The organism is Pseudenhygromyxa sp. WMMC2535 (assembly GCF_011083025.2).
Map to the genome: position 1 here is coordinate 9134340 of NZ_JABJWV010000001.1, position 21201 is coordinate 9155540.

The following is a 21201-nucleotide window of genomic DNA, read 5'->3' on the forward strand; positions in this document are numbered from 1 at the left end:
GCGGCTAGCAGCCGTCGGTCGAGTGGGTGCAGCCAGCGTTGAAGCAGGAGTAGGTGGAGAAATTCGAGTCGATGGGCGCGGCGCGGCCACCGACGATCGCGAGCAGCTCCTCCTTGCTCAACTTGCGCTCCTGGGTCTTCTTTTCCGAAACTTTGGTCTTCTTGGTCATGGTTCTAGCTCCAGCCGGCATTCCGACGCCGGCATTAAAGACACGCTTAAACTTCAATGTCAACCCATAGCCTCTGCTTTAAGCGATTCTAAATATGTGGTTTTAAATTTGCTGTCACTGAGCGCAGTGGATGTCCGTTGGCACATTACCCAATCGCCAAGTCGGTTAAAATCGCATGAATCAATCGGAGGATGCGCCGCAATGGTGCATTAAGAAAGTGGCAATGGCTGGATCAGATGCCAAGTCTGGGTCTCCGCTCGAGTGCGTGTAGGAACTCCAAACGCATGAAGCCTGGCGAACTGGCTCATGAAGCTGTGCCGGCGGGCCAAGCTGAAGTACAGGTCGCCCCACAAGCTCCGGCATACCTTCTGCTCTCACCTCGCCATGAGGGGGGCGCCCGCGAGGGCGATCCAGGAGCTCGCCGGGCACGGCAACCTCCAGACGACGCAGCGCTACATGCACTCGAGCCCTGCTGCGCTCGAGCGGGCGATCAAGCTCCTCGAACTTCCTTCGCCCGGCTCACCGGTCGGGAGTGGAGACATGGTGGAGACGGTCTAGCCGGGATCCAGAAACTTGTTTGATCTCGATGACTTAGGGGCGTATTCAGGATTCCGTGGTGGAACCCAGCGCGGCTCCTGGCGCCGGGTTTTTCGTCGAGGGCGCGAAGCCAAAACGCCGCTGTACCGGGCGTACTGCAAGTTTTGGCGACAAAGCCCTCGGCGAAAAGAACAAGCGAGGTGTCGTGTTGGGTTTCACCACGGGCTCCTACGCGCCCGGCTCCCCGCGCTCGCCTGGGATGGGCGCGATGCGCTCGGCGTGGGCGAGCAGGGCCTGCTTGGTCCGCCGCCACGCCGCCGTCCGGTGAGCGTCGGCGCGAAAGCACAGCAAGATGCGATCGGGGATCTGCGGGAGCTCGGGGTGCATCACCACGAGCTCGCCCTCGTGGCCGTAGTTGGCCACGCGCCGCGGCAGGATCCCCACGCCCAGGCCCGCGAGCACCAGGGTCTTGGCAAGCTCGAGGTCGCCGGTGGTCAGCAGCCGCTCGGGCAGCAGGTCCATCCCGCGCAAGGTGTCGACGATCTGCTGGCACTGGTCCACGCGCCCGGCGTAGATCAACGGCGAGTTGCGGAGCCTGGACTCGATCTCTTCGCGGCTGCCGGGCGCGGCCAGGCCGTCGACGCGGCCGACCAAGGCCACGGCGTCGCGGAAGGCCTCGACCATCACCAGCTCGTCGTGGGGCAGCGGGTTGACGATCAACCCAAAGTGCACGCGGCGATCGATGACCGCCTCGCGCACTCCCGCCGACGTCCCGTTCCACACGCGGATCTCGATGCCGGGGCTGGCTGCCAAGAAGGCGCTCATGAACGCCGGCAAGAAGTAGGCACCCAGCGACTCGTGGCAGCCGATCACGAACTCGCCCGCGTCGCCGCACTCGAGCCCGCGGATCCGCTCCTCCATCTCGTCGACCATCCCGAGGATCTCGCAGGCGGAGGTCGCCAGGGCTCGGCCGGTGGGCGTGACCGTCACGCCGCGCGGGTTTCGGAGCAGGAGCTTGCTCTCGAGGTGCTCCTCGAGGCGTTTGACCGCCGCCGTGAGCGTGGACTGGGCCACGCCGAGCTGCTTCGCCGCTGCGGTCAGGTTGCCGACCTCCGCGATCACGCGGAAGTAGCGCAGATGAACCAGGTCCATTGCCTGGCCATCATGCCCCAAGGCGGCGGTCGGTGCGACCGGCACCGACCGCCGCCTGGTGCTCTTTCCCCCCACGTTACGAGAGCTCAGCTCGCCGCAGCGTCACGACTTCACTGCTGCTGCGGCACGTTGCTCGGACAGAAGTCCTGATCGGAGTCGACCGCGAAGGTCTCGGTGTCGTCGTCGATCGCCTTGACAAAGGCGATCAGATCCGCGAGCTGCTCATCCGTCGGCCCGAACACCTGGTTGCCCGCCCGCAGGTGGGCGGTGAAGTCCCCGCTGGGATCGAGCAGCTCCTCGAGGCTCTCGGCCGAGCCGTTGTGCAGGTAGGGAGCGCCCTGGCCCACGCCGAGCAGCGAGGGCACGTTGTAGCCGTCGGCGCCCTGGGCGGTCGCGCCGTTTTGGCGCAGCTCCTCGGCGCCGTGGCTGGCCGGACCGTCGACATCGAAGGTCCCGACAATCCGCGACACGCAGACGTGGCGCGCGGGCGCCCCGTTTTGATCGTTGGCGAGCACGGTCAGCTCGCTGACATCGGTGCTCGTGAGCTGATCCGCGCGCACGTCACCGGTCGAGGACACGCCGGCCTCGAGCAAGGTCAGCGCGCGCTCGTCGAGGTCGCTGCCGTCGTTGGCGTTGAAGGCCGGGGTGTAGCTGCGCCGCGAGATCGTCCACAGCGAGCCGCTGTGGCAGTTGTCGCAGCCGCCGTCGTCGAACACCGTGCGGCCCGCGAGGGGATCCCCGTCGAGGCGCGTGGGCGCCTTGGGCGAGCGCAAGCTAGCGATGTAGGTCTCGATCGCGTCCCAGTCGTCGGGCGTGGCCCCGGTCAGCGCCGCGCCGCGGGCCGAGCCGCGGTTGAAGGCGTTGATCGGGTCGGCGACGCCGCCCTCACCGACGATGTCGATGCGGACCTCGGCGTTCGGCGAGCCGTTGTCGTTGAGCGCGGTGTCGCTGACGATCGCGCCGGTGCCCCCGGCGACTCCGCGAGTGTTGAGCTCGAAGTCATGGATCTCGTCGAAGATCGCCGTCCAGTTCAAGATCCGCTGCTCGGTCCCGCCGGCGTTGAAGCTCGCCGAGGTGTCCACGGTCTGGCGCGGGCCCGCGGGGAAGGACCAGGTCACGTTGTCGGTGGTCCCAAAGGGGTGGCAACCAGCGCAGCTCACCCAGCCGTTGGCCGACCACCGACCCAGGCCGGTGTTGAAGAAGCGCTGGCCCTGGAGGGCCTCGATGCCCGCGGCGTCGCTCGGTGAGCTCGCCGAGCTGATGTCGGCGGTCACGGTCTCCTGCTCGGCCAGGTCGATGTGGGAGATGCTGCGCGCGACCTCGTTGGCCGTGTACATGTTGGTGCTCGAGATCGCCACGCCCATGGGCGAGCGGCTCGCGCCCAGGAAGCTGGCCCCGGAGAGCGAGCCGGCCTTGATCGGGTTGGCCGAGAAGTCCACACGCAGCACGCTGTCGGAGCTCAGCGAGGAGAAGTAGGCGAACTCGGTGTTGTCGGCGAAGGCGATGTCCGTGGGGATCGGGATGAAACGCTTGGGCGCGTCGAGCTCGTCGACCAGGCCGTTGAGGTCGATGGGCTGGGACTCGGGGGTGAGGCTCTCGACGTCCACCCGGTGCACGAGGCCCTGGAGGTTTTGGTGGAAGTCGGTCCCGCCCTCGAAGGAGGCCGGCGAGGCGCCGACGCTGCTCACGTAGAGCGTGCCCTTGTTGATCGCGCACGAGTAGAGCTGGTTGGGGTAGGCCCCCGTCGACTCGAAGCCCGCCGTGCCCGAGCTGGTCAGCGCGGGCAGGCGCAGCTCGCCGAGCTCGCCCTCGCCGGTGATCGTGAACACCCGGCCCTCGCGGGCGTTGTCGGTCGCCTCGCGGCCGCCGGCGGCCACGCCGTAGAAGTCGGTCACGAACACGGTCTCGTCGCCCTCTTCGGCGTCGAGGTCGTTGGTCACGCAGACCGCGTAGGGCGATCCCCCCGTCTCGATCTCCTGGGTGATCTGCATGCTCTCGGTGTCCACCGCGATCACGTAGCCCTCGGCCCACAGCGGGACCCACAAGGTCGTGCCCGCGGCCGAGAGCGCCGCGCGGCCGGGCTCGGCCCCGACCGTGACCTTGTTCTCGAGGGTGGGGCCGGTGTCCAACCCACCGATGCGGGCGACCGTGCCCTCCTCGCGCAGGACCACGAAGATCGCGTCGCTCTCGGGCGAGAAGGACACCGACTCCGGTTCACCGCCGAGCACCAGGCGCGCCTCTTCCGTGAGGCCAGGCAGCGAGAAGATCGTCAGCTCGCCGCTCCCAGAGTTGACCACCGCCAGGCGGGTGCCGTCGGGCGAGGCCGCGATTGGACCGCCCTTGGTCGCCCCGGGGAAGAACAGCAGCTCTTCTCCGCCGGTCTCGCCAGTGTCGGTTTCACCCGTATCGCCGGTGGTGGTGTCCCCCGTATCGGAGGTCCCGGTGTCGTCGTCCTCGCCGGGCTCGTCGGTCTGACAGGCCGGCAGGAGGGCCGAGAGAAAAAGTATGGGTAAGCTCGTGTCGATCCAGCGACGCATTTCGATGGAGTGTTCAGGGCCGCCGGCGTTGCGACCACTAGACGCCATCAATCGCTCACATCGACGAGACCGATACCGGACCCCGGGCCGCCATCGGTCTCGTCGATGGATCGTCAAAAAAACGCCCTGGAGCGCACACTAGCTGCGGCTCAGGGCGCCTTGGTCGTTTCCGCTCGACTGCCCGAGAGGTGGGGCACGATGCCCCACTCACGGCGCACCGGCTACTGAAGAATCCCGTCGTCGGGCTCGAGCAGCTCGGGCAAGGCGCTGCGATCTTCGCCCAGGCGCTGGCGCAAGTTGACCTCGATCATCCGTGACAGCGTGGTCAGCGGGAGGTCGTTGGGGTCCTTGCCAAAGGGGTTTTCGATCTCCGTGCCCACGGAGTCGAGGCCATAAAAAGCGTAGGCGACCAGGCCCACGACCACCGGCGTCCACGCGCCGACCTGATCGACGATGCCGAAGGGCAGGCCCACGCAGTAGAGCAGCACGATCCGGTGGATCAGCACGGTGTAGCTGGCGGGGATCGGCGTCGACTTGATGCGCTCGCAGGCGCCCTGGACCGAGGTCATCTCGGTCAGGCTGTCCTCGAGCGCCGGCAGGTGCATGGGGTGGACCCAGCCGCGGTCGTAGAGCCAGCGCAGGCGGTCGCCCAACCACTGGAGGATCGCCACCGGGCGGTTGTACTCGTCGATCAGGCTGGCGCGCAGCTCGTCGGGGATCAGCCCGCGCAGCTCGTCGAGGGAGTCTTCGTCGCGCAGATGGTGGCGAAAGGCGTGGACGTAGGCGATCAGCGCGTGGACCAGCTCGCCGCGCACGGCCTCGACCTGCTCGCGCTCCTCGGCCGCGAGCTCGTGGTCGCCCTGGGCGTCGATCATCCGCGGGCCGATCAGCGTGAGCAGCTGGCGCGTGAAGCTGCGCGAGACGTTGACCATGCGCCCCCACAGCTTGCGCCCCTCCCAGAACCGGTCGTAGCCGGTGTTGTTGCGGAAACCGAGGAAGATCGACAGCGCCAGGCCGATCAGCGTGAAGGGCAGGTGCGTGAGCTTGGGGTGAAACTCGGGCACGTGCTGGGACGTCCAGGTCACGCCGATGGCGACGGCCATCGAGACCGCGACCCGCTTCCAGATCACGGTCAACGTGGTGCCCTTGAACATGAACACCTGGGCGAGCCAGGAGCGCCGGTCGATGATGATCATGGCGCGGACAAGCTACCTCAAAGCGGCGGCCTCAATCCACGAAGCGCCGGGGCACCCGCAGGCCCATGAACCCCAAGAGCGCGAACACGAGCGCCACGAACATGAACATCAGGCGCACGTCGGTGGTCTCGCTGGCCCAGGCGACCGCGCCCAGGGGCAAGATCAGCCCGAGGTTGAGGCCGCCGACCACCCGCGAGAGCGAGGCGCTGCGCGAGCGGCCCTCGCTGGCGAGCACGTGGATGATCAGCCCGAGGCCGAGCAGGAGCAGCAGCACCGCGAAGGGCAGCGCGACGATCGCGAGGCGGGCGAGGCTCTCCATGGCGGTTTTCGGTCGGTCGGGTGATCCCGGGCGCTCGCGGGGCGAGCTGGGCGGGCGAACCCTAACAACCCCACGCGGGGCGAGCCAGCCGAGCTGCCCGAGCTGCCCGAGCTGCCCGAGCTGCCCGAGCTGGGACAGGGGCAGGCCGCCGCGACCGCCCTCGCGCCCCGCTGTCAGCCCTGCTACACCTGCCGCGTGCCGGAATTCGACTTCGATCTCTTCACCATTGGCGCCGGCTCGGGCGGCGTCGCGGCCAGCCGGCGCGCCGGCGAGTACGGGGCCAAGGTTGCGATCTGCGAGGGCTCGCGCGTGGGCGGGACCTGCGTCATGCGCGGCTGCGTGCCCAAGAAGCTGCTCGTCTACGCGGCCAGCTTCGCCGAGCACTTCGCCGACGCGGCCGGCTTCGGCTGGTCCGTGCCCGAGCCCAAGCTCGACTGGCCCAAGCTCATGGCCGCCAAGGAGGCCGAGCTCGACCGCCTCGAGCAGATCTATCGTCGCCTGCTGCGCGACTCCAAGGTCGAGCTGATCGAGGGTCGCGGCAAGCTGATCGACGCCCACACCGTCGAGGTCGGCGACAAGCGCTACACCGCCAAGTACATCCTGATCGCCACCGGCGGCTGGCCCGAGCTCCCCGACATCCCCGGCATCGACCTGGCGATCACCTCCAACGAGGCCCTCGAGCTGCCCGAGCTGCCCAAGCGCGTGACCATCGTCGGCGGCGGCTACATCGGGGTCGAGTTCGCGGGCATCTTCAACGCCGCCGGCGCCAAGGTCACCATGCTCCTGCGCGGCGACAACGTGCTGCGCGGCTTCGACGACGAGATCCGCGAGCGCCTGGCCGAGGAGATGAACGCCCGCGGGGTCGAGATCCTCACCGAGGTCCGGGTCCGCAGCATCGACGAGCGCAGCGACGGCTCGCTGAGCCTGCTCCTCGACCACGACGAGTTCCACGAGACCGACGCGCTGCTCTACGCCACCGGCCGCAAGCCCGCGAGCGCCGGCCTGGGCCTCGAGATGGTCGGCATCGAGACCCGGCGCGACGCGGCCATCGTCGTCGACGAGCGCAACCGGACCGCGGTGCCCAACATCTACGCGATCGGCGACGTCACCCACCGCATCAACCTCACCCCGGTGGCGATCGCGGAGGGCCGCGCCCTGGCCGAGACCCTGTTCAACCGCAAGCCGCTGATCACCGAGCGCGACAACATCCCCACCGCCGTGTTCTCGCGCCCGCCCGTGGCCACCGTGGGCCTGACCGAGCAGGAGGCCCGCGAGCGCCACGAGTCCGTCGAGGTCTACTGCACGCGCTTTCGGCCGATGAAGGCCACGCTCTCCGGCCGCGCCGAGCGGATCACCTGCAAGCTCGTGGTCGACAAGCCCAGCGGCGTCGTGCTCGGGGCCCACATGGTCGGCGAAGACGCGCCGGAGATCATCCAGGGCCTGGCGATCGCCCTCAAGTGCGGGGCGACCAAGCGCGACTTCGATCGCACCATGGGCATCCACCCCTCGGCGGCCGAGGAGTTCGTGACCATGCGCTTCCCCGTGCCCGACACGGACTGAGCCTGTCCCATCCCGCCCCCTCGTTCGCGGGCTGCGAGGGCGCCGACTCGTCGAGTCTGCGCCCTCGCGTCGCGTCTGGGCGCCTAGGAGCCCGTAGTGAAACCCAGCGCGGCGCCTAGGGGCAGCGCAACCGGCCCGAGACGACGCGCGCCATCGCCCGCTCCAGCCGCGGCCCGAGCTGCGCATCACCTTGGACCTCGACGGCGACCGCGTCGCTCGCTCCAGCCAGAGTCGCCAACGCATCGCTGGCGGACTCGAGGCGCGCGGCGACCTCCTCGCAGCTCGGCGCTTGCTTGGCGGCTTCGGCTTCGCCTTCGCCTTCATAGGCGCTGGCGACAGCCTCTGCGGCCTCCACCCAGGCCCGCGCTTCGGCGCTCGGACCCGCGGGCGCCGAGCCCTGCTCCTGCGCCTCCTGCTCGCCCGCGTCTGCTTCGGCCGCTCCCGACGAGTCCGCTCCCGGCTCGGCCGTCGCCCCTGCGCTCGCCGGAGCCGGCCGCGACGCGTCGTCTCCCCCCTCCGCCCCCTGCTCGTGCGAGCGGGTCATGCAGCCGAGGCCGCAGCCGAGCACCAGCACCGTGACACCCAAAAAGACCCTCACTCCTCGACCTCCATGCATTCTTCCTCCTGCCCCTCGTAGGGCTCCTGGCCCGCGGAGCGGATCACGCCGGGCGCTGGACAGCGCGGGTGGTAGCTGGGGTAGGCGCCGATGACCTCGATCTCGATGGCGCCGCGCTGCTCGTAGATCGCGTCGAGCCCCGCCCGCGTCCACACCGGCAGGCCGTCCGCGACCGCCTTCTCCTCCCACCGCGCGTAGGCCTTGCGGTACTTCCCAGCCCGCCGCCGCAGCGCCGCGAAGTACTTGTCGAGGGGCAGATAGCAGCCCTCTCGCAGCTTGGGCTTGGGCCCGTAGCGCTCGCTGATGAAGCGCTGCTCGAGGGCCTCGCGCCACGGCGAGAACTTGGCCCGCAGCGGGTGGCGAAGCTCCGCGGCGCGCTCGTAGGCGCTGTGGGCCAGGCGTCGCTCGCCGCGCAGCGCGAGCGCGTTGGCGAGGGCGTAGTGAATGTGGGAGATGCTCTCTGCCCCGTAGACGGCGATCATCGCGACGAGCGCGTCGATCACCGAGTCGTCGAGGCCGGCGGCCTCGTAGGCCGCCACGCTGCCCTCGTAGCGCTGCTCGTCGCTCAGCTCGAGGCCGAGAAAGTCTCGCTCACCGACGTCCTCGCCCGCCTCGAGGCTCGCTAGAAATTCGACGAGCTGTCGGTGGATCCGCTCGCGCCCAAAGTGGGCCTGCGGCTCGAGCTCGAGGGCGCGGTCGATGTGCTCGAGCGCGCGCGCGTACTCCCCCGTGAAGGTGTAGAGCGTCCCGAGGTTGGCGTGGGTCGCGTAGCCGTCCGGGTCGATCGCGGCTCGCCGCTCGAGCACCTCGCGGGCTTCGTCGAGGCGGCCGAGGTGGATCAACGCGACGGCCTTCATGTCGAAGCCGCCGAGCCACTTGGGCGCGACGGCCAGGCCGGCGTCCGCGGCCTCGATGCGCTTTTCGTAGTAGGCGTCCGTGTGCTTGATGTAAGCCCCGACGAGCGCATCGACCACGCAGGGCAGCGCCTCGGCCTCGGCCGCGTAGGTCTCCTGATCCCACAGGCAGGCCGCGGCCTTCGCCGGCGAGAGCAGCACCAGCGCGACGCATGCCGCGAGCGAGAGCCGGCCGACGCGAGCGAGCATGAGCCGACAGTAGCAGCCTCGCCCGCGCCGCGGGCACGAGTATCTTCCCTCAGTCTGGACCCAGTGCGGCCCCGATACGGCCCGCGTGCGCTTCGAAACCGAGTCGTGACCTCGCCTCAATCGAACGCGCCCTGGCTCTGCAGCTCCCGCATCAGGCTCGCAAAGTCCTCGAGTGTCATCACCTCGGGATGGCGCAGGTAGTAGTCCGTGGCCCAGCTGCGCGCCAGCTCCGGCCGCTGGCGCTCGCGCTGCGCCTGCGAGAGCCGCCCGTCGGGGCACCACGGCCACAGCGCGTAGAGCCGGTCGAGGTCGAAGGGCTCCTTGCCCTTGGCCAGCGCCTCCGCCCGGGCGCGCTCGAGGGCCTGGTCCTCCTCGCTACGGGCCGCGGCCAGGACCGCCGAAAGCCACTCATCGTCGCTGCTCACCGCTGCTAGTCTACCGCGTGATCAGCCGCGCCCTCCTCCTGAGCTTCGCGCTAGCCGGCCCGGGGTCGAGCGCCGCGCCCTCCCAGGCCGCGAGCCTGGGCATCGACGGCGCGCAGCTGCGCCAGCACATGGAGCGCCTCGCGTCCGACGACTACGCCCTGCCCTTCAACGTCACCGGCCCGCTCGAGCGCGGCGAAGACCTGCTCGTGTTCGAGACCCCCGAGGGCGAGCGCGCCCTCGAGCGCCAGGCCTACGCACTCGATGGTCAACGTCGACATGGTCGGCCGACTCGACTACCACATGGCCAGCGACGAGCTCGAGACGATCAATTTCCCGGGCATGGAAGCCATCGCGGACGCCGTCGCGCGCCTGGTCTTGGCCCTCGCCGAGGGCGCCGAGCTCGGGCCGCCCATCCCTGGGGCCGGCAGCTCGCTCCCCTGCCATCGCGGCGGCCGCCAACCCGACAGCACGCGCAGCGACGGCCTGCTCTCGCCGGTCTCGGTTCGCCAGGGCTGGGGTCCCGGCGAGCCCGTGGCCTGGTGAGCTGCTATCGTCTCCAGCGCCCGCCATGGTCGAGCTCAGGCCGCAAAACCCCACGCTGACCGGCGCCCTCCCCCGCGACCGCCCGAGCGCGGCTCGCCCCCACCGGGTCTACGTGGCGCTGACCAACCACTGCAACCGCGCCTGCCCGTGGTGCAGCACCCACTCCTCTCCGGCCGGGCGCAGCTTCCTCGATCTCGCCGCCTTTCGGGCCTGCCTGCCCGCCGAGGGCCCCTTCGAGGTCCAGCTCGAGGGCGGCGAGCCGACCATCCACCCCGAGTTCTGGGCGATGGTCGAGCTCGCCCGCGCCCACCCACGCTGCGCCAAGCTGGTCGTCGTGACCAACGGCGTGGTGCTCCCGCGCTCGCGCCCCGCCCTCGACGACTGGCTCGCAAAGCTGGGCGAGCCCGCGACCCTCAAGCTCTCGGTCAATCACCACCTGCTCGCCCGCGACCGCGACCTGCTCGCCCTCGCGACCACGCTGCGCGAGGCCCTGGCCAGCCTCGGCGGCGCGCGCGAGCTCGTGCTCAACGTCCGCCTGCGCCCCGACGCCCCCGGGCGCGACGCCTGGGTCGTCGACGCCGTGCGCGAGGCCGGCCTGCTCGCGCTCGCCAACGTGTTTCACCTCCAGGCCTACGGCATGGCCGACGACCGCGACTGGGAGCGCCCCTTCGTGGTCGGCAGCAATTTTTCGCTCATCAACCCCGACGGCCGCAGCTGCGGCACCGACCTCATCGCACGCTCCGCGGCCATGCGAGTGCTGCCATGACTGCCAGCTTCGACCCCAGCTGGCGGCGGCAAAAGAGCGCGGCCTTCGACCTTAGCGCCAACAGCACGGCGCGCGGGACCATGCGCGTGAACCTGTGGGGCCAGCCCACGCAGATCTACGCCAACGCCAACTTTTCAATCTACAGCGCCCAGACCTGCAACGCCCGCTGCCGCTTTTGCGTGGAGGAGCTGCGCCCGGCCTCGCGCGGCCGCGCCCTCGAGCAACAGCGCAGCGTCGAGGCCGACGACGAGCGCTACTTCGCGGCCCTCGACGCCTCGCTCGCGGCCCTGCGCCCGCTCGCCCCGACGATCTCGATCACCGGCGGCGAGCCCAGCAAGGACCCCCGACTCCCGCGGATCCTCGAGCACGCCGCCCGCTTCCCCAGCAAGCGACGCTCGCTGACCACCAACGCCTCGGGCCTGCTCGACCATCGCGCCGGCGCGCGGATCATCGACCACGTCGTCGCCGGCGGCGTCGAGCACCTCAACATCAGCCGCGCCCACCCCAGCCACGAGCGCAACGCCTCGCTGATGGTCTTTCGAGACGGCCTGAGCGTGGCCCAGCTGCGCGAGGTCGTCACCATCGCCCGCGCCGGTGACTGCCGGGTCCGCCTGTCCTGCGTGCTGATCGAGGGCGCCGTCGACTCGCTGGCCAAGATCGTCGAGTACCTCGACTTCGCCGCGTCCCTGGGCGTCGACAACGTGATCTTTCGCCAGCTCATGCACATCGACCGCGACACCGTCGCCGACAACTTCGTGGTCCGCTTCAGCGAGCGCAAGCGCGCCCAGCTCGAGCCGCTGCTCGATCAGATCAGCGAGTCCCCCGAGTTCGCGTTTCAGCGTCAGATCGTCGGCTATTACTACTACGTCGAGGTCTGGCGATGGCAGGGCATCGACGTGGTCTTCGAAGAGGCCGACCTCGCCCAGCTCGAGCGCAGCAAGGCGAGCATGCCCGGCGTCGTCCATGAGCTGATCTTCCACCCCAACGCCCGCCTGGCCGCGACCTGGCAACCTTGGGACGGCGAGCTGGGGCCACCGTGAACGCCGCGCCCGTGCTCCCGGCGCTGCCTTACTTTGGCGACAACCTGGCCGTGCTCGCCGAGATCGAGACCGCGCTCGAGCGCCACGCCATCGGCCCCAGCGTGGGCGAGGCGATCTTGCTGCGCGCCAGCGAGCACGAGAAGCTCGCCCGCGTGCTCGCCCTGGGCAGCGACCGCGTCGGCTATCCCGGCGACAAGCGCTGGCGCCACGACCCTCGCATCGCCCACGAAGACCTGATCTTGGCGACCACGCCCCAGGAAAACCGCGACACCGAGCTCGCCGGCGACCCCGAGGCTTCGAGCTCCCTGCGCAAGCTCCCGGGCATCCCCGCGCCGATGATCCTGGTCTACGCCGCCGCCTGCTTCGAGGCCCTGCGGCCCAAGTCGTACCGCTTCTTGGATCCAGCGGACAAGGTAGCGGCCCTGCGCGCGGTGATCCCAATTCGCAAGCTCGAGCGGCCGCGCGGGTGGTTCTCCCCCGAGGAAGGCCGCGCCTATCGCAGCTTGGTCGACGCCGCCTTGCGAGCGCCGCAAAGCCGCGGCGTGATCGTCGAGCTCGGCTGCTGGCTCGGCCGCAGCACCTCCTACATCGCAACCCTCTGCGCCAGCCTCGGCGCCCGGCTGATCGCCGTCGACCACTATCTCGGCTCGAGCGATCGCTTCGACGCGGCCTACAAAGAGACCCTCGCCAGCCGCGACGTCGCGGCCGAGTTCCTCGCCAACATCGCGGCCATGGGCGCCGCCGTCGACCTGCGTCGGGCGTGCTCCCTCGAGGTCGCGCCGACCATCGCCCCCGGAGCGCTCGACCTCGTGTTCCTCGACGGCTCCCACGACCACGCCGCGGTCGCGGCAGACATCGCCGCTTGGCGCCCGCGCCTGCGCCCCGGGGGCGTGCTCGCCGGCCACGACCTCTCGCCCGAGCACCCCGGCGTGGTCGCGGCCGTCGAGGCCGCCGCCGCCGCCCCCAACGCCACGCTCAGCCGCGGACCGGGGAGCCTGTGGTCGCTGACATGGACGCCCCGATGACCCGCAAATCCGTCACCGTGGTCACCGGCGCCTTCGACTGCGGCAAGACCACCACCCTCGAGTGGCTGCGCGAGCACCACGGCCTGCGCATCCACGGCGAGGCCCACCTGCGCGCCCTCGCCGAGATCGGGGATCGCAGCGCCGGCCATCCCCCCGATCGCGGCTTCTTCAGGATCACCGATCCTGCCCACTTTTGCCCAATGTGCCGACCCTGGCAGTTTGCCGAGCTCGTCCTCGAGGCGCAGCGGGAGATCGAGCGCAGCGCCCAGCCGGGCGACCTGCTCGAACGCGGCTACCTCGACCCGATCGAGATGCTGCTGCGCAACACCCAAAGCCCCGACGACGGCGCGCGGCCGACCTGGACCACGATCGCCGACTACGCCCAGGTCGTCCTCTTCGAGGTCATGCCGGCGCTCCAGCGCCCGCGCTGGGGAAAGTCCCAGGCGCAGCGCGTCGCCGAGGCCGAGGCGATCAACCAGCGCCTCGCTCGGCTCTATCGCGCGGCCGGCTTCTCGCTCGTGACGATCCCGCCGGGCAGCGTCGAAGCGCGCGCGGAAGCCCTACTCGCGGCCCTCGCGGGCGGCTGAGCACCCAGCCACTCGAGCGTCCCCGCGCTGCGAGACGTCGCCCGCCGCACAGCGAGAGCGCTGCGACTCGTCTCCTGTGGCCAATGAGGATGTCACCGTTGTGTAACGCTTCAGATATGCAAATTGTGTCGTGAGAGACCAAGCTCGCGGCATGCGAGCTCGCACTTCACATCTCCCCCTCATCGGCGCTGCGCTCTCACTGCTCACCTCGAGCGCCTGTGGAGATCAGCCCTCTCAGGATGACGAGGTCGCCGCAGACGAGAGCGAGGGCACGAGCGGAGACGACGAGGTTGGCGATCCCGACGAAGGGTCGAGCGCCACTGGAGATGACGAATCGACGAGCAGTGACACCAGCTCCGACAGCGACACCAGCTCCGACAGTGACACCAGCTCCGACAGCGACACCAGCTCCGACAGTGAAGACGACGAGTCGACCAGCGACGAGTCTGGCTCCGAGGAGTCCGATACCGGCGAAGAGCCGGACACGGCCTGGGTCCGGCCAATCACGATCACCGGCGCCTTCGATGAAGTCTTCATCGACGACCAAGCCGAGCCACTGCCCATCGAGGACACCAATGGCAGCCACCCCTACGTCGAGGTCCCCGCCGGCTCCCACGTCTTCCACTACGACACCACGAACGACGACGAAGACGACCACGAGGAGTTTGGGCCCTTCGAGCTCGAGGCCGGTCGCGAGTACACCATGGTCTTCTTCATCGTCGACATCGAGGGGGACGAGCGCACCTTGATGGAGCTATTCCTCAATGACAGCGAGGACATCGCCCCCACGGACATGCGCCTGCACTTCATGCACGTGTCAGACACCATGGGCTGGTATCCCTTACAGACCCTCCAGTTCGACGTCCTCGACCTCGACGCCCAAGTCCCGGCCCTGCTCGTCGACGATCTCGACTTCCGAACGCACGCCTACGTCGATCTCCCAGCGGGGTCTCACACCATCGGCTTCGACCCCGATGACAACTCGACCCCAGTTTGGGTCTACCACCTCCCGGAGGTCAGCGGAGGCGACTACCTCAGCGTCTTCACGAACAACGAGTTCGCCTACGGTGGCGACCCCTTGATCGTGACACAGACCAGCGACGGCGCCGTCGAAAAGATCGTCTACGACTACATCAACACGGCCTGCGGGGACGGGCAGATCCTCGACTACGAGCAGTGCGAAGCTGACGACTTTGGGACCTTGACCTGTGAGTCCTTCGGCATGACCAGCGGCGCGCTCATGTGCACCGAGAGCTGCGCCGTGAACACCTCCGGCTGCCTGCCCTGACCCTCCCGAGCGCAGATCGACCACGCGAGACACGCCATGAACACCCAAAAAAACCCCTCCCCCATCCTCCTCGGCGCGCTCTCCCTGCTTGCCCTGAGCGCGTGCGCGGAGCGCCCCCTGTTTCTAGACGAAGACGTCGCCGCAGACGAGAGCGAGAGTCCCAGCGGTGACGACGAGGTCGCCGATCCCGACGAGGAGTCCAGCTCGAGTGACGAGGAGTCCAGCGATGGAGAAGCCGACTCGGCTGGTGACGATGGTTCGACTGACGAGTCCAGCTCCGACGAGAGCTCGACCGATGACGGCGAGTCCAGCTCCGATGAAGGCTCGACCGATGACGGCGAGTCCAGCTCCGATGAAGGCTCGACCGATGACGGCGAGTCCAGCTCCGACGAAGGCTCGACCGATGACGGCGAGTCCAGCTCCGATGAAGGCTCGACCGATGACGGCGAGTCCAGCTCCGACGAGAGCTCGACCGATGACGGCGAGTCCAGCTCCGGCGAAGACTTGGGCTTCGCCCAAGTTCGAACGATCTACGCCTCTGGCCAGCCTGGCCACATCTTCATGGACGACAGCGATATTGCGATATTCTTCATCGACGTCCAAGAGGCGTCACCATACATTGAAATCCCGGCAGGGATGCACACATTCAAACATGAAGATTCACTCGACGAACCCGTCTATGGACCGATCGAACTCGAGGACGGAAAAATCTACAGCCTCGTAAACTATGAGGCAACTGAATCATCCCCAACCGAGATCATCATATTTGAAGACGACCCCGAAGGCATCGATCCTGCCACCACTCGCCTGCACTTCGCGCATCTGTCTGCAGACATGAGCTGGTGGCCCCACTCGGCTCTCGAATTCGACATCATCGATCTCGACACGACCCCGCCCGCCATGCACATCGATGATCTCCAGTTTCGCGCGGACGGCACCATCGATGTCCCCGTAGGACCCCACACCATCGGCTTCGACCCCGACGACAACCTCACGCCAGCCTTGATCTATGAACTCCCGGAGTTCCCAGGCGGAGAGTATGTCAACATCTACACCAACAACATCGAAGAGCTGGGCGGAGAAATCGAGACACATTATATCACTTCCGACGGAACATACGGAATCATCATTCACCCCTCCGAAGAATGTGGAAATGGAGTAATTCTCGTCCACGATCAGTGCGAGGGTGAGGACTTTGGCACCCTCACCTGCGAGTTCTACGGCAAGACCAGCGGCACACTCACCTGCACCGAGCTTTGCGAGGTCGACACCTCGAGCTGCCTGCCCTGACCTGCGCCCCCCAATCACCAACCGCGCCCACCATCCGCAAGCCCAGCCCCGGCGCGGAAGATGGCGAGCGGCCCAAACACCCGCGCTCGAGCGCCTGCAGCTGCTCGACGCCTGGCGTAGCGCTCGAAACCATCCGGCCCGAGCGCGACTTGCTATCATCTCCCACGCGTCTCGATGCTTCGGGCGCTCATCCGCCATGCGCCACTTCGACAACCAACTGCGCGTCCTCCTCTGCGAGTCCTGCGGCGCCCCCCTCGAGGCCCCGCTCGCCGGCGGCCAGCTGCCCTGCGCCTACTGTGGCGCCCTGAATCAGTTCGCCGAGCGCGAGCTCGAGGCCCCCGCCGCGGCCATGCCTGCACCCTCGGCGCCCGTCGACGAGGCGACCCGGCTCGACCGGCTGCGCGCCCAGGATGGCACGCCCTGGCAGCCCCCCCAGTCGCTCCGGCGCCTGCTCGCCGGCTCGGTCTTCGCCCCCGCCAAGGTCCAGGAGGCCTTTGCGATCTATCAAGCCACGCGCAAGGAGGTGAAGACCACGGGCAGCCCCGACGCCGCCGAGCGCCTGTTCTTCCTCACGCTGATCGCCAACAACTACTACGTCCTAAACGACGAGCCCGATCGTCGGCGAGCGATCCTCGAGACCTCGCTCGAGGTGCTCTATCTCCCGCGCCACAAGCAGGTGCTGCGCGCGACCTTGGCCACGGCCGCGGCCAAGGAGCGCGACCTCCAGGCCGCCGAGGCCTGGCTGGCGCCTTGCGACCCGCGCTCCGACGACCTCGAGAGCGACTCGGCCTACCGCGCCGCCCGGGCCTTCATCGACACGCTCCGGGGCGACTACGAAAACGTGCTCGCGGTGCTCGGCGCCGCCGACGACCAGATCCCGATCCACGACGCCCGCGACCCGGTCTGCGCGGTGCTGCGGGCCAACGCGCTCGAGCGCAGGGGCGACATCGAGGGCGCCGTCGCGGCTCTGAGCGCGCGCATGGGCAAGGAGAGCGCCAACGGACGCGTGGCCATGGAGGCCTTCGTCCAACGCTACCCGGCGCTCTCGCTGTGCCCGCTGAGCCTGCCCCAGGCGACCGCGCTCCACACCGAGCGCGCCGTCGCGCTCGCCTCGCGCTCGACCGGCGCCGGCACGGGCAACGTCCTCTACGGCCTCGGCCTGCTCATGCTCGTGCCCACGGGGATCTGCCTCGTCGGCGGCCTCTTCCTCGGCTGGGCCGGCGCCATCCCTGCCGGGCTGTCCATCGGCTTCACAGGGCTCCTCCTGGCGGGGATGGGCAAGGGCCTGCGCAAGTCCGGCGAGCAGGCCGTGTACCTGCGCCGCCACGGCCTACCCGCCCGCGGGCGGCTCGAGCAGATCGAGACCACCGGGACCGAGATCAACGGCGTCCCGCTCATGGCGCTCACGGTCACGATCACCCGCGACGACCAGGCGCCCTACCAGGCGAGCTTCCGCCAGCTGGTCCCGAGCGGACTCCAAGGCCAGCTCCAGCCCGGCGTGGAGCTGCCCCTGCGCGTGCACCCGGACAAGCCCGGCGAGGTCATGCTCGAGATGCTCTGAGCACCCGCTCGCGGGCTGGAGCCCGGTCTGGACAGGCTGGAGCCCCTATAGGATCCTCCAGGCGTGTCTCTTCGTGCGACAGCCCTCTTCACCTGCATGCTGGCCGCAGCGTGCAGCCAGGTCTCGGCCGACGTCTCGTCTCCCGACTCGGCCCCCGACGCCGAGACGGCCGACGCCGAGACAGCCGACGCCGAGACGGCCGACGCTGGGACGGCAAAGACCAGCGACAGCCCTGCGTTCTCCGGCGAGTGCCTCGATGCCGAGCTCGGCACCTGCGCGCGGGCCTGCCGTGATCGCGAGTGCCTCGCGTGGTGCGGAGGAGAGGCTTGCGCGGCCGCGATCGCCGAGCTGCACGCTTGCATCGACGACGCCGAGCTGCGCTTCACCCGAGACAACCCTGTTCCCGAGTTCGAGTCGTCTGCGAACCCAGACGCGGCGCTCTCCGAAGACGACCTCGCGCGCCTCGACGAATGGAACAGCGGCCGCAATCGAGCCCTCCAGACCCAGTGGGCCGCGGCCTGCGAGTCGACGTGCGAGACCCTCGTGTCGAGCGACGAGCACGAGCCCCCCGAGTTCTGCACCAACTGGACGCTCAGCTTTGAAAATTGGGGGCGGCTCTCGGCCCCGCCTCGGCAAGAGCTCCCGCAAGTCGGCATCCTCGGAGTGCTGGCCATCCGGCGTCCCCTGGAGCTGGTCGACGCCCCTGCGCTCACCAAACACCGGGCCGCCGTCGCCAAGATGGTCGAAGCGAACCACGTCGAGGTCGCTCGCGGGCTCGCCAGCTGCGTGCCCGAGGTCGACGGGCAGGGGGTCCCCTTTCAGCTCGAGATCGACTTCGCAGCCAGCGGAGCGGTCGCCTCCGCCACGCTCCGCTCGGGCGACCCCGAACAAGGCGCGTGCGTCACCGAGGTGGTCGCCGCCAAGCTGGCGCTCCCGACCCGCGTCGCGCGAGAGGTGGGCACCATCGTGGTCAACGCCACCGCCCTGCCTGCCAACGTCTTCCCCAATAATTTCGACCCCAACAATTTCGGCGTCGATTCATCCCCCCTCTCGCTCCCCGTGGACTGGCAATGACAATCTCGCCCCGCGTATCGGCCGCGCATCGCGTCCAAGCAAATCGTTGCCTATGACATTTCTGTCCCGGGTCGCTATCCCATCCGCGAGCTCGGCTGCCCCGACTGCGACGACCAACAGGTGCAACTGAGCCTTCTGCGCGAAGCGTAGCGCCCCGCTGCACGAGCAGCTCGCGTGAGCTCGCCCAAGCGAGGGGCCTGTAAACGCTGTGCGAGTGGCCTTCGCAGCGATCGCCGATGCTCGCGCCTGGCGTGCGCGCAACCAGCCTCGCACGATCGAAACCCCGAGCGATTCCGCCGATATGCCGGCTGGCGCGACCCGATCCCCGCGCAGACTCGCGCATCGATCCATACACGTGCATGGCTTCGAAGCTGTCAAACAGTTCAGTGAACCGTGCTGGTGGCCCTAGAACGGCCACTCACTGGCGAGGGCGACCCAACCAGCGCAAACTAGGGGAGCTAGACCCCCCTTTTTACCCCTCTTTTCTAGTCCCTAGCTTCTGGAGCCTGAACATGACGACCCAGCCCTCTTTCACGCTGCTGTCCACCACCATTTGCCTGAGCGCCCTGAGCCTCGCCTTCGCCTGCACCGACGACGGCGGTGAGAACGACACGATCTTCGCCACCGCCGACGGCCAGGACACCTCGACGTCCTCGAACGAAGACGACATCGGCGACACCACCACCACGGACACCACCGAGAGCACGGACACCACGACCGACTCCACGGACACGGAGACCGAGGGGACCGGGAGCACCGACGAGACCACCGACACGGGGACCACCGACACCACGGACACCACCGACGGCGCGCTCTTTTGCACCCCGGGCGAGGTCCAGTGCGAGGGCAACGCGGTCATCACCTGCACCGACGATGGCAGCGAGTTCGGCGCTCCGGTGGCCTGTGAGGACAATGAGGGCTGCCTCGATGGCGCCTGCGTCGCGCTGTGCGAGCTCGAGCAGCTGACCCCGAGCTCCGTGGGCTGCTCCTTCTTCGCCCAGAAGATGGACAACTACGACCCCGACTCGCCGGACTCGCTCGTCGTTGGCAACGTATCCGAGACCGTCCAGGCCACGGTCCAGCTCTACCGCACCCCGGTCGACGGGGAGGAGCAGACCGTGGGCAACGCCGTGATCATCCCGCCGGGCGGGGTTCAGGCCTTCGAGATGGTCGGGCCCGAGATGGACGGGATCTCCGTCAAGCGCACCGGCGGCACCTACCGCGTCGAGAGCGACCTCCCCGTGATCGCCTACCTGCACTCGCCGATCGAGTCGATCTACACCAACGACGCCTCGATGCTGCTGCCCGAGTACGCCCTGCGCGAGAACCACGTCGTCGCCTCCTACTACCCCTGGCTGACCAACTTCTACCCCAGCTACTTCAACGTCATCGCGACCGAGGACTCGACCATCGTCACCTGGGAGCCGCCCGTGGACACCCTGTCCGGCGTCGGCGTCCCGGCGGTCAACGCCGGCGGTCAGGGCCAGGTCGTCATGAACCGCGGTGACTCCATGCAGGTCACCGCCGACAACCACGTCGACGTCTCGGGCACCTTCGTGTCGGCCAACAAGCCGATCGTGCTGATCTCGGGCTCGGAGATCGTCAACGTCCCGGCCGGCACCAAGTACGCCGACCACATCGAGGAGCAGATGCTGCCCCTCGACTACTGGGGCGAGGAGTACGTCGGACCCCACGCGCCCACCCGCGGCGACGAGGAGTTCCACTGGCGGCTCTACGGCGGCGAGGACGACGTCGTCATCAACGTCAGCCCGACCCAGCCCGGCTTCCCGATCATCCTCGACCGCGGCGAGTGGTACGAGTTCGCCACCGACGAGAGCGTGATCTTCACCAGCGACGGGCCGTTCATGCCCGTGCAGTACCTCGAGGGCAAGAGCGAGACTGGCGGCGCCGGCACCGGAGATCCCTCGATGTACCAGATGGTGCCCACCGAGCAGTTCCTCGACGCCTACACCTTCGCGACGGGCACTGGCTACACGGTCACCTACGTCCAGGTCATCCGCCAGCAAGGTGGGTCCGCGGTCAGCCTCGATGGCCAAGACGTCAGCGGGTACTACACCGTCGGCAACTTCGAGGTCGCCGACGTCGAGATCGAAGAGGGCAACCACTTCATCAACTCGGACACCCCCTTTGGCATCATCATCCTCGGCTACACCTCCGCGACCTCCTACGCCTTCCCTGGCGGCATGAAGCTCGCGGACATCAACCCGCAGTAGGCACGGCGGCCCTGCGCGTGCCCAGCCCGAGGCGCCGGCGATCCCGTCGGCGCCTCGCGCTTGTTCGGGCGACCTGCGCGTGCGCCTCGCTCCCGCCGCCGGGCCGGGCCCGCGAGTGGGCGCTCCCGAGCCTGACTTGGGCCTCGACGTTCCACCCTCGATGCGAGATCATTGCGGCG

Annotated in this window: 22 protein-coding genes; 12 read left to right on the forward strand and 10 right to left on the reverse strand. The window is 68.6% G+C overall.

From position 1 onward, the window contains the following. Positions 1-4: 4 nt before the first annotated feature. On the reverse strand, positions 5-169 hold the full coding sequence (locus G6O69_RS35210) for a hypothetical protein (protein WP_172307846.1): 165 nt from the start codon (positions 167-169) through the stop codon (positions 5-7). A gap of 306 nt (positions 170-475) precedes the next feature. On the opposite strand from G6O69_RS35210, the gene G6O69_RS35215 reads away from it, so the two are divergent. Further along, the gene (locus G6O69_RS35215) at positions 476-727 is read left to right on the forward strand and encodes a tyrosine-type recombinase/integrase (RefSeq protein WP_172307847.1); all 252 of its coding nucleotides are present in this window, start codon (positions 476-478) and stop codon (positions 725-727) included. 207 nt (positions 728-934) lie between these two features. Here G6O69_RS35215 and G6O69_RS35220 read toward each other — a convergent pair whose 3' ends face one another. The 4 genes from G6O69_RS35220 to G6O69_RS35235 all read right to left on the reverse strand — a co-directional run bounded on the left by G6O69_RS35220 (position 935) and on the right by G6O69_RS35235 (position 5910). Further along, positions 935-1903 (reverse strand): LysR family transcriptional regulator, encoded by a 969-nt coding sequence (locus G6O69_RS35220; protein WP_176397269.1) that lies wholly within the window; start codon positions 1901-1903, stop codon positions 935-937. A 65-nt stretch (positions 1904-1968) separates the two neighbouring features. Next, entirely contained in the window at positions 1969-4395 is a 2427-nt protein-coding gene (locus G6O69_RS35225) for a hypothetical protein (protein WP_172307849.1), read from the reverse strand. 221 nt (positions 4396-4616) lie between these two features. Beyond that, positions 4617-5591 (reverse strand): bestrophin family ion channel, encoded by a 975-nt coding sequence (locus G6O69_RS35230; protein WP_172307850.1) that lies wholly within the window; start codon positions 5589-5591, stop codon positions 4617-4619. Positions 5592-5622: 31 nt separating this feature from the next. Then, positions 5623-5910, reverse strand: a complete 288-nt coding sequence (locus G6O69_RS35235; RefSeq protein WP_172307851.1) for a hypothetical protein — start codon at positions 5908-5910, stop codon at positions 5623-5625. 195 nt (positions 5911-6105) lie between these two features. Here G6O69_RS35235 and gor point away from each other — a divergent pair, with 195 nt between their 5' ends. After that, a complete protein-coding gene (gor, locus tag G6O69_RS35240) occupies positions 6106-7470 on the forward strand; it encodes a glutathione-disulfide reductase (protein ID WP_172307852.1) in 1365 nt (454 codons plus the stop codon). A gap of 115 nt (positions 7471-7585) precedes the next feature. Here gor and G6O69_RS35245 read toward each other — a convergent pair whose 3' ends face one another. The 4 genes from G6O69_RS35245 to G6O69_RS35260 form a co-directional block, all read right to left on the reverse strand. After that, entirely contained in the window at positions 7586-8068 is a 483-nt protein-coding gene (locus G6O69_RS35245; RefSeq protein WP_172307853.1) for a hypothetical protein, read from the reverse strand. Further along, positions 8065-9189 carry a tetratricopeptide repeat protein gene (locus G6O69_RS35250; RefSeq protein ID WP_172307854.1) on the reverse strand — a complete coding sequence of 375 codons (1125 nt, stop codon included), beginning with the start codon at positions 9187-9189 and terminating at the stop codon, positions 8065-8067. The genes G6O69_RS35245 and G6O69_RS35250 overlap by 4 nt, the downstream gene beginning before the upstream one ends. Before the next feature lie 116 nt (positions 9190-9305). Continuing rightward, positions 9306-9614: a hypothetical protein gene (locus G6O69_RS35255; protein WP_172307855.1), complete on the reverse strand. Its 309-nt coding sequence runs from the start codon at positions 9612-9614 to the stop codon at positions 9306-9308. Positions 9615-9664: 50 nt separating this feature from the next. Continuing rightward, positions 9665-9892 (reverse strand): hypothetical protein, encoded by a 228-nt coding sequence (locus G6O69_RS35260; RefSeq protein WP_172307856.1) that lies wholly within the window; start codon positions 9890-9892, stop codon positions 9665-9667. On the opposite strand from G6O69_RS35260, the gene G6O69_RS35265 reads away from it, so the two are divergent. The 10 genes from G6O69_RS35265 to G6O69_RS35310 all read left to right on the forward strand — a co-directional run bounded on the left by G6O69_RS35265 (position 9876) and on the right by G6O69_RS35310 (position 21022). Next, positions 9876-10157: a hypothetical protein gene (locus tag G6O69_RS35265; RefSeq protein ID WP_176397270.1), complete on the forward strand. Its 282-nt coding sequence runs from the start codon at positions 9876-9878 to the stop codon at positions 10155-10157. The two genes, G6O69_RS35260 and G6O69_RS35265, sit on opposite strands and share 17 nt — an antisense overlap. A 25-nt stretch (positions 10158-10182) precedes the next feature. Further along, a complete protein-coding gene (locus G6O69_RS35270) occupies positions 10183-10923 on the forward strand; it encodes a radical SAM protein (RefSeq protein ID WP_172307858.1) in 741 nt (246 codons plus the stop codon). Beyond that, positions 10920-11963, forward strand: a complete 1044-nt coding sequence (locus G6O69_RS35275; protein WP_255215961.1) for a radical SAM protein — start codon at positions 10920-10922, stop codon at positions 11961-11963. Before G6O69_RS35270 ends, G6O69_RS35275 begins: the two co-directional genes overlap by 4 nt. Further along, on the forward strand, positions 11960-12988 hold the full coding sequence (locus G6O69_RS35280) for a class I SAM-dependent methyltransferase (RefSeq protein WP_172307859.1): 1029 nt from the start codon (positions 11960-11962) through the stop codon (positions 12986-12988). Before G6O69_RS35275 ends, G6O69_RS35280 begins: the two co-directional genes overlap by 4 nt. After that, the gene (locus tag G6O69_RS35285) at positions 12985-13575 is read left to right on the forward strand and encodes an ATP-binding protein (RefSeq protein ID WP_172307860.1); all 591 of its coding nucleotides are present in this window, start codon (positions 12985-12987) and stop codon (positions 13573-13575) included. The genes G6O69_RS35280 and G6O69_RS35285 overlap by 4 nt, the downstream gene beginning before the upstream one ends. Positions 13576-13726: 151 nt before the next feature. After that, positions 13727-14863 (forward strand): DUF4397 domain-containing protein, encoded by a 1137-nt coding sequence (locus G6O69_RS35290; RefSeq protein ID WP_172307861.1) that lies wholly within the window; start codon positions 13727-13729, stop codon positions 14861-14863. Between the two features lie 36 nt (positions 14864-14899). Next, complete coding sequence (locus G6O69_RS35295) at positions 14900-16153, forward strand: DUF4397 domain-containing protein (RefSeq protein WP_172307862.1); 1254 nt, start codon at positions 14900-14902, stop codon at positions 16151-16153. A gap of 196 nt (positions 16154-16349) precedes the next feature. Further along, a complete protein-coding gene (locus G6O69_RS35300; protein ID WP_172307863.1) occupies positions 16350-17714 on the forward strand; it encodes a hypothetical protein in 1365 nt (454 codons plus the stop codon). A gap of 63 nt (positions 17715-17777) precedes the next feature. Continuing rightward, positions 17778-18788, forward strand: coding sequence for a hypothetical protein (locus G6O69_RS35305; RefSeq protein WP_172307864.1), 1011 nt, complete (start codon positions 17778-17780; stop codon positions 18786-18788). 512 nt (positions 18789-19300) lie between these two features. Further along, positions 19301-21022: an IgGFc-binding protein gene (locus tag G6O69_RS35310; RefSeq protein ID WP_172307865.1), complete on the forward strand. Its 1722-nt coding sequence runs from the start codon at positions 19301-19303 to the stop codon at positions 21020-21022. Here the strand turns inward: G6O69_RS35310 and G6O69_RS39500 are convergent. Further along, positions 21009-21194 (reverse strand): hypothetical protein, encoded by a 186-nt coding sequence (locus G6O69_RS39500; protein ID WP_217909977.1) that lies wholly within the window; start codon positions 21192-21194, stop codon positions 21009-21011. The genes G6O69_RS35310 and G6O69_RS39500 overlap by 14 nt on opposite strands. Positions 21195-21201 lie beyond the last annotated feature (7 nt).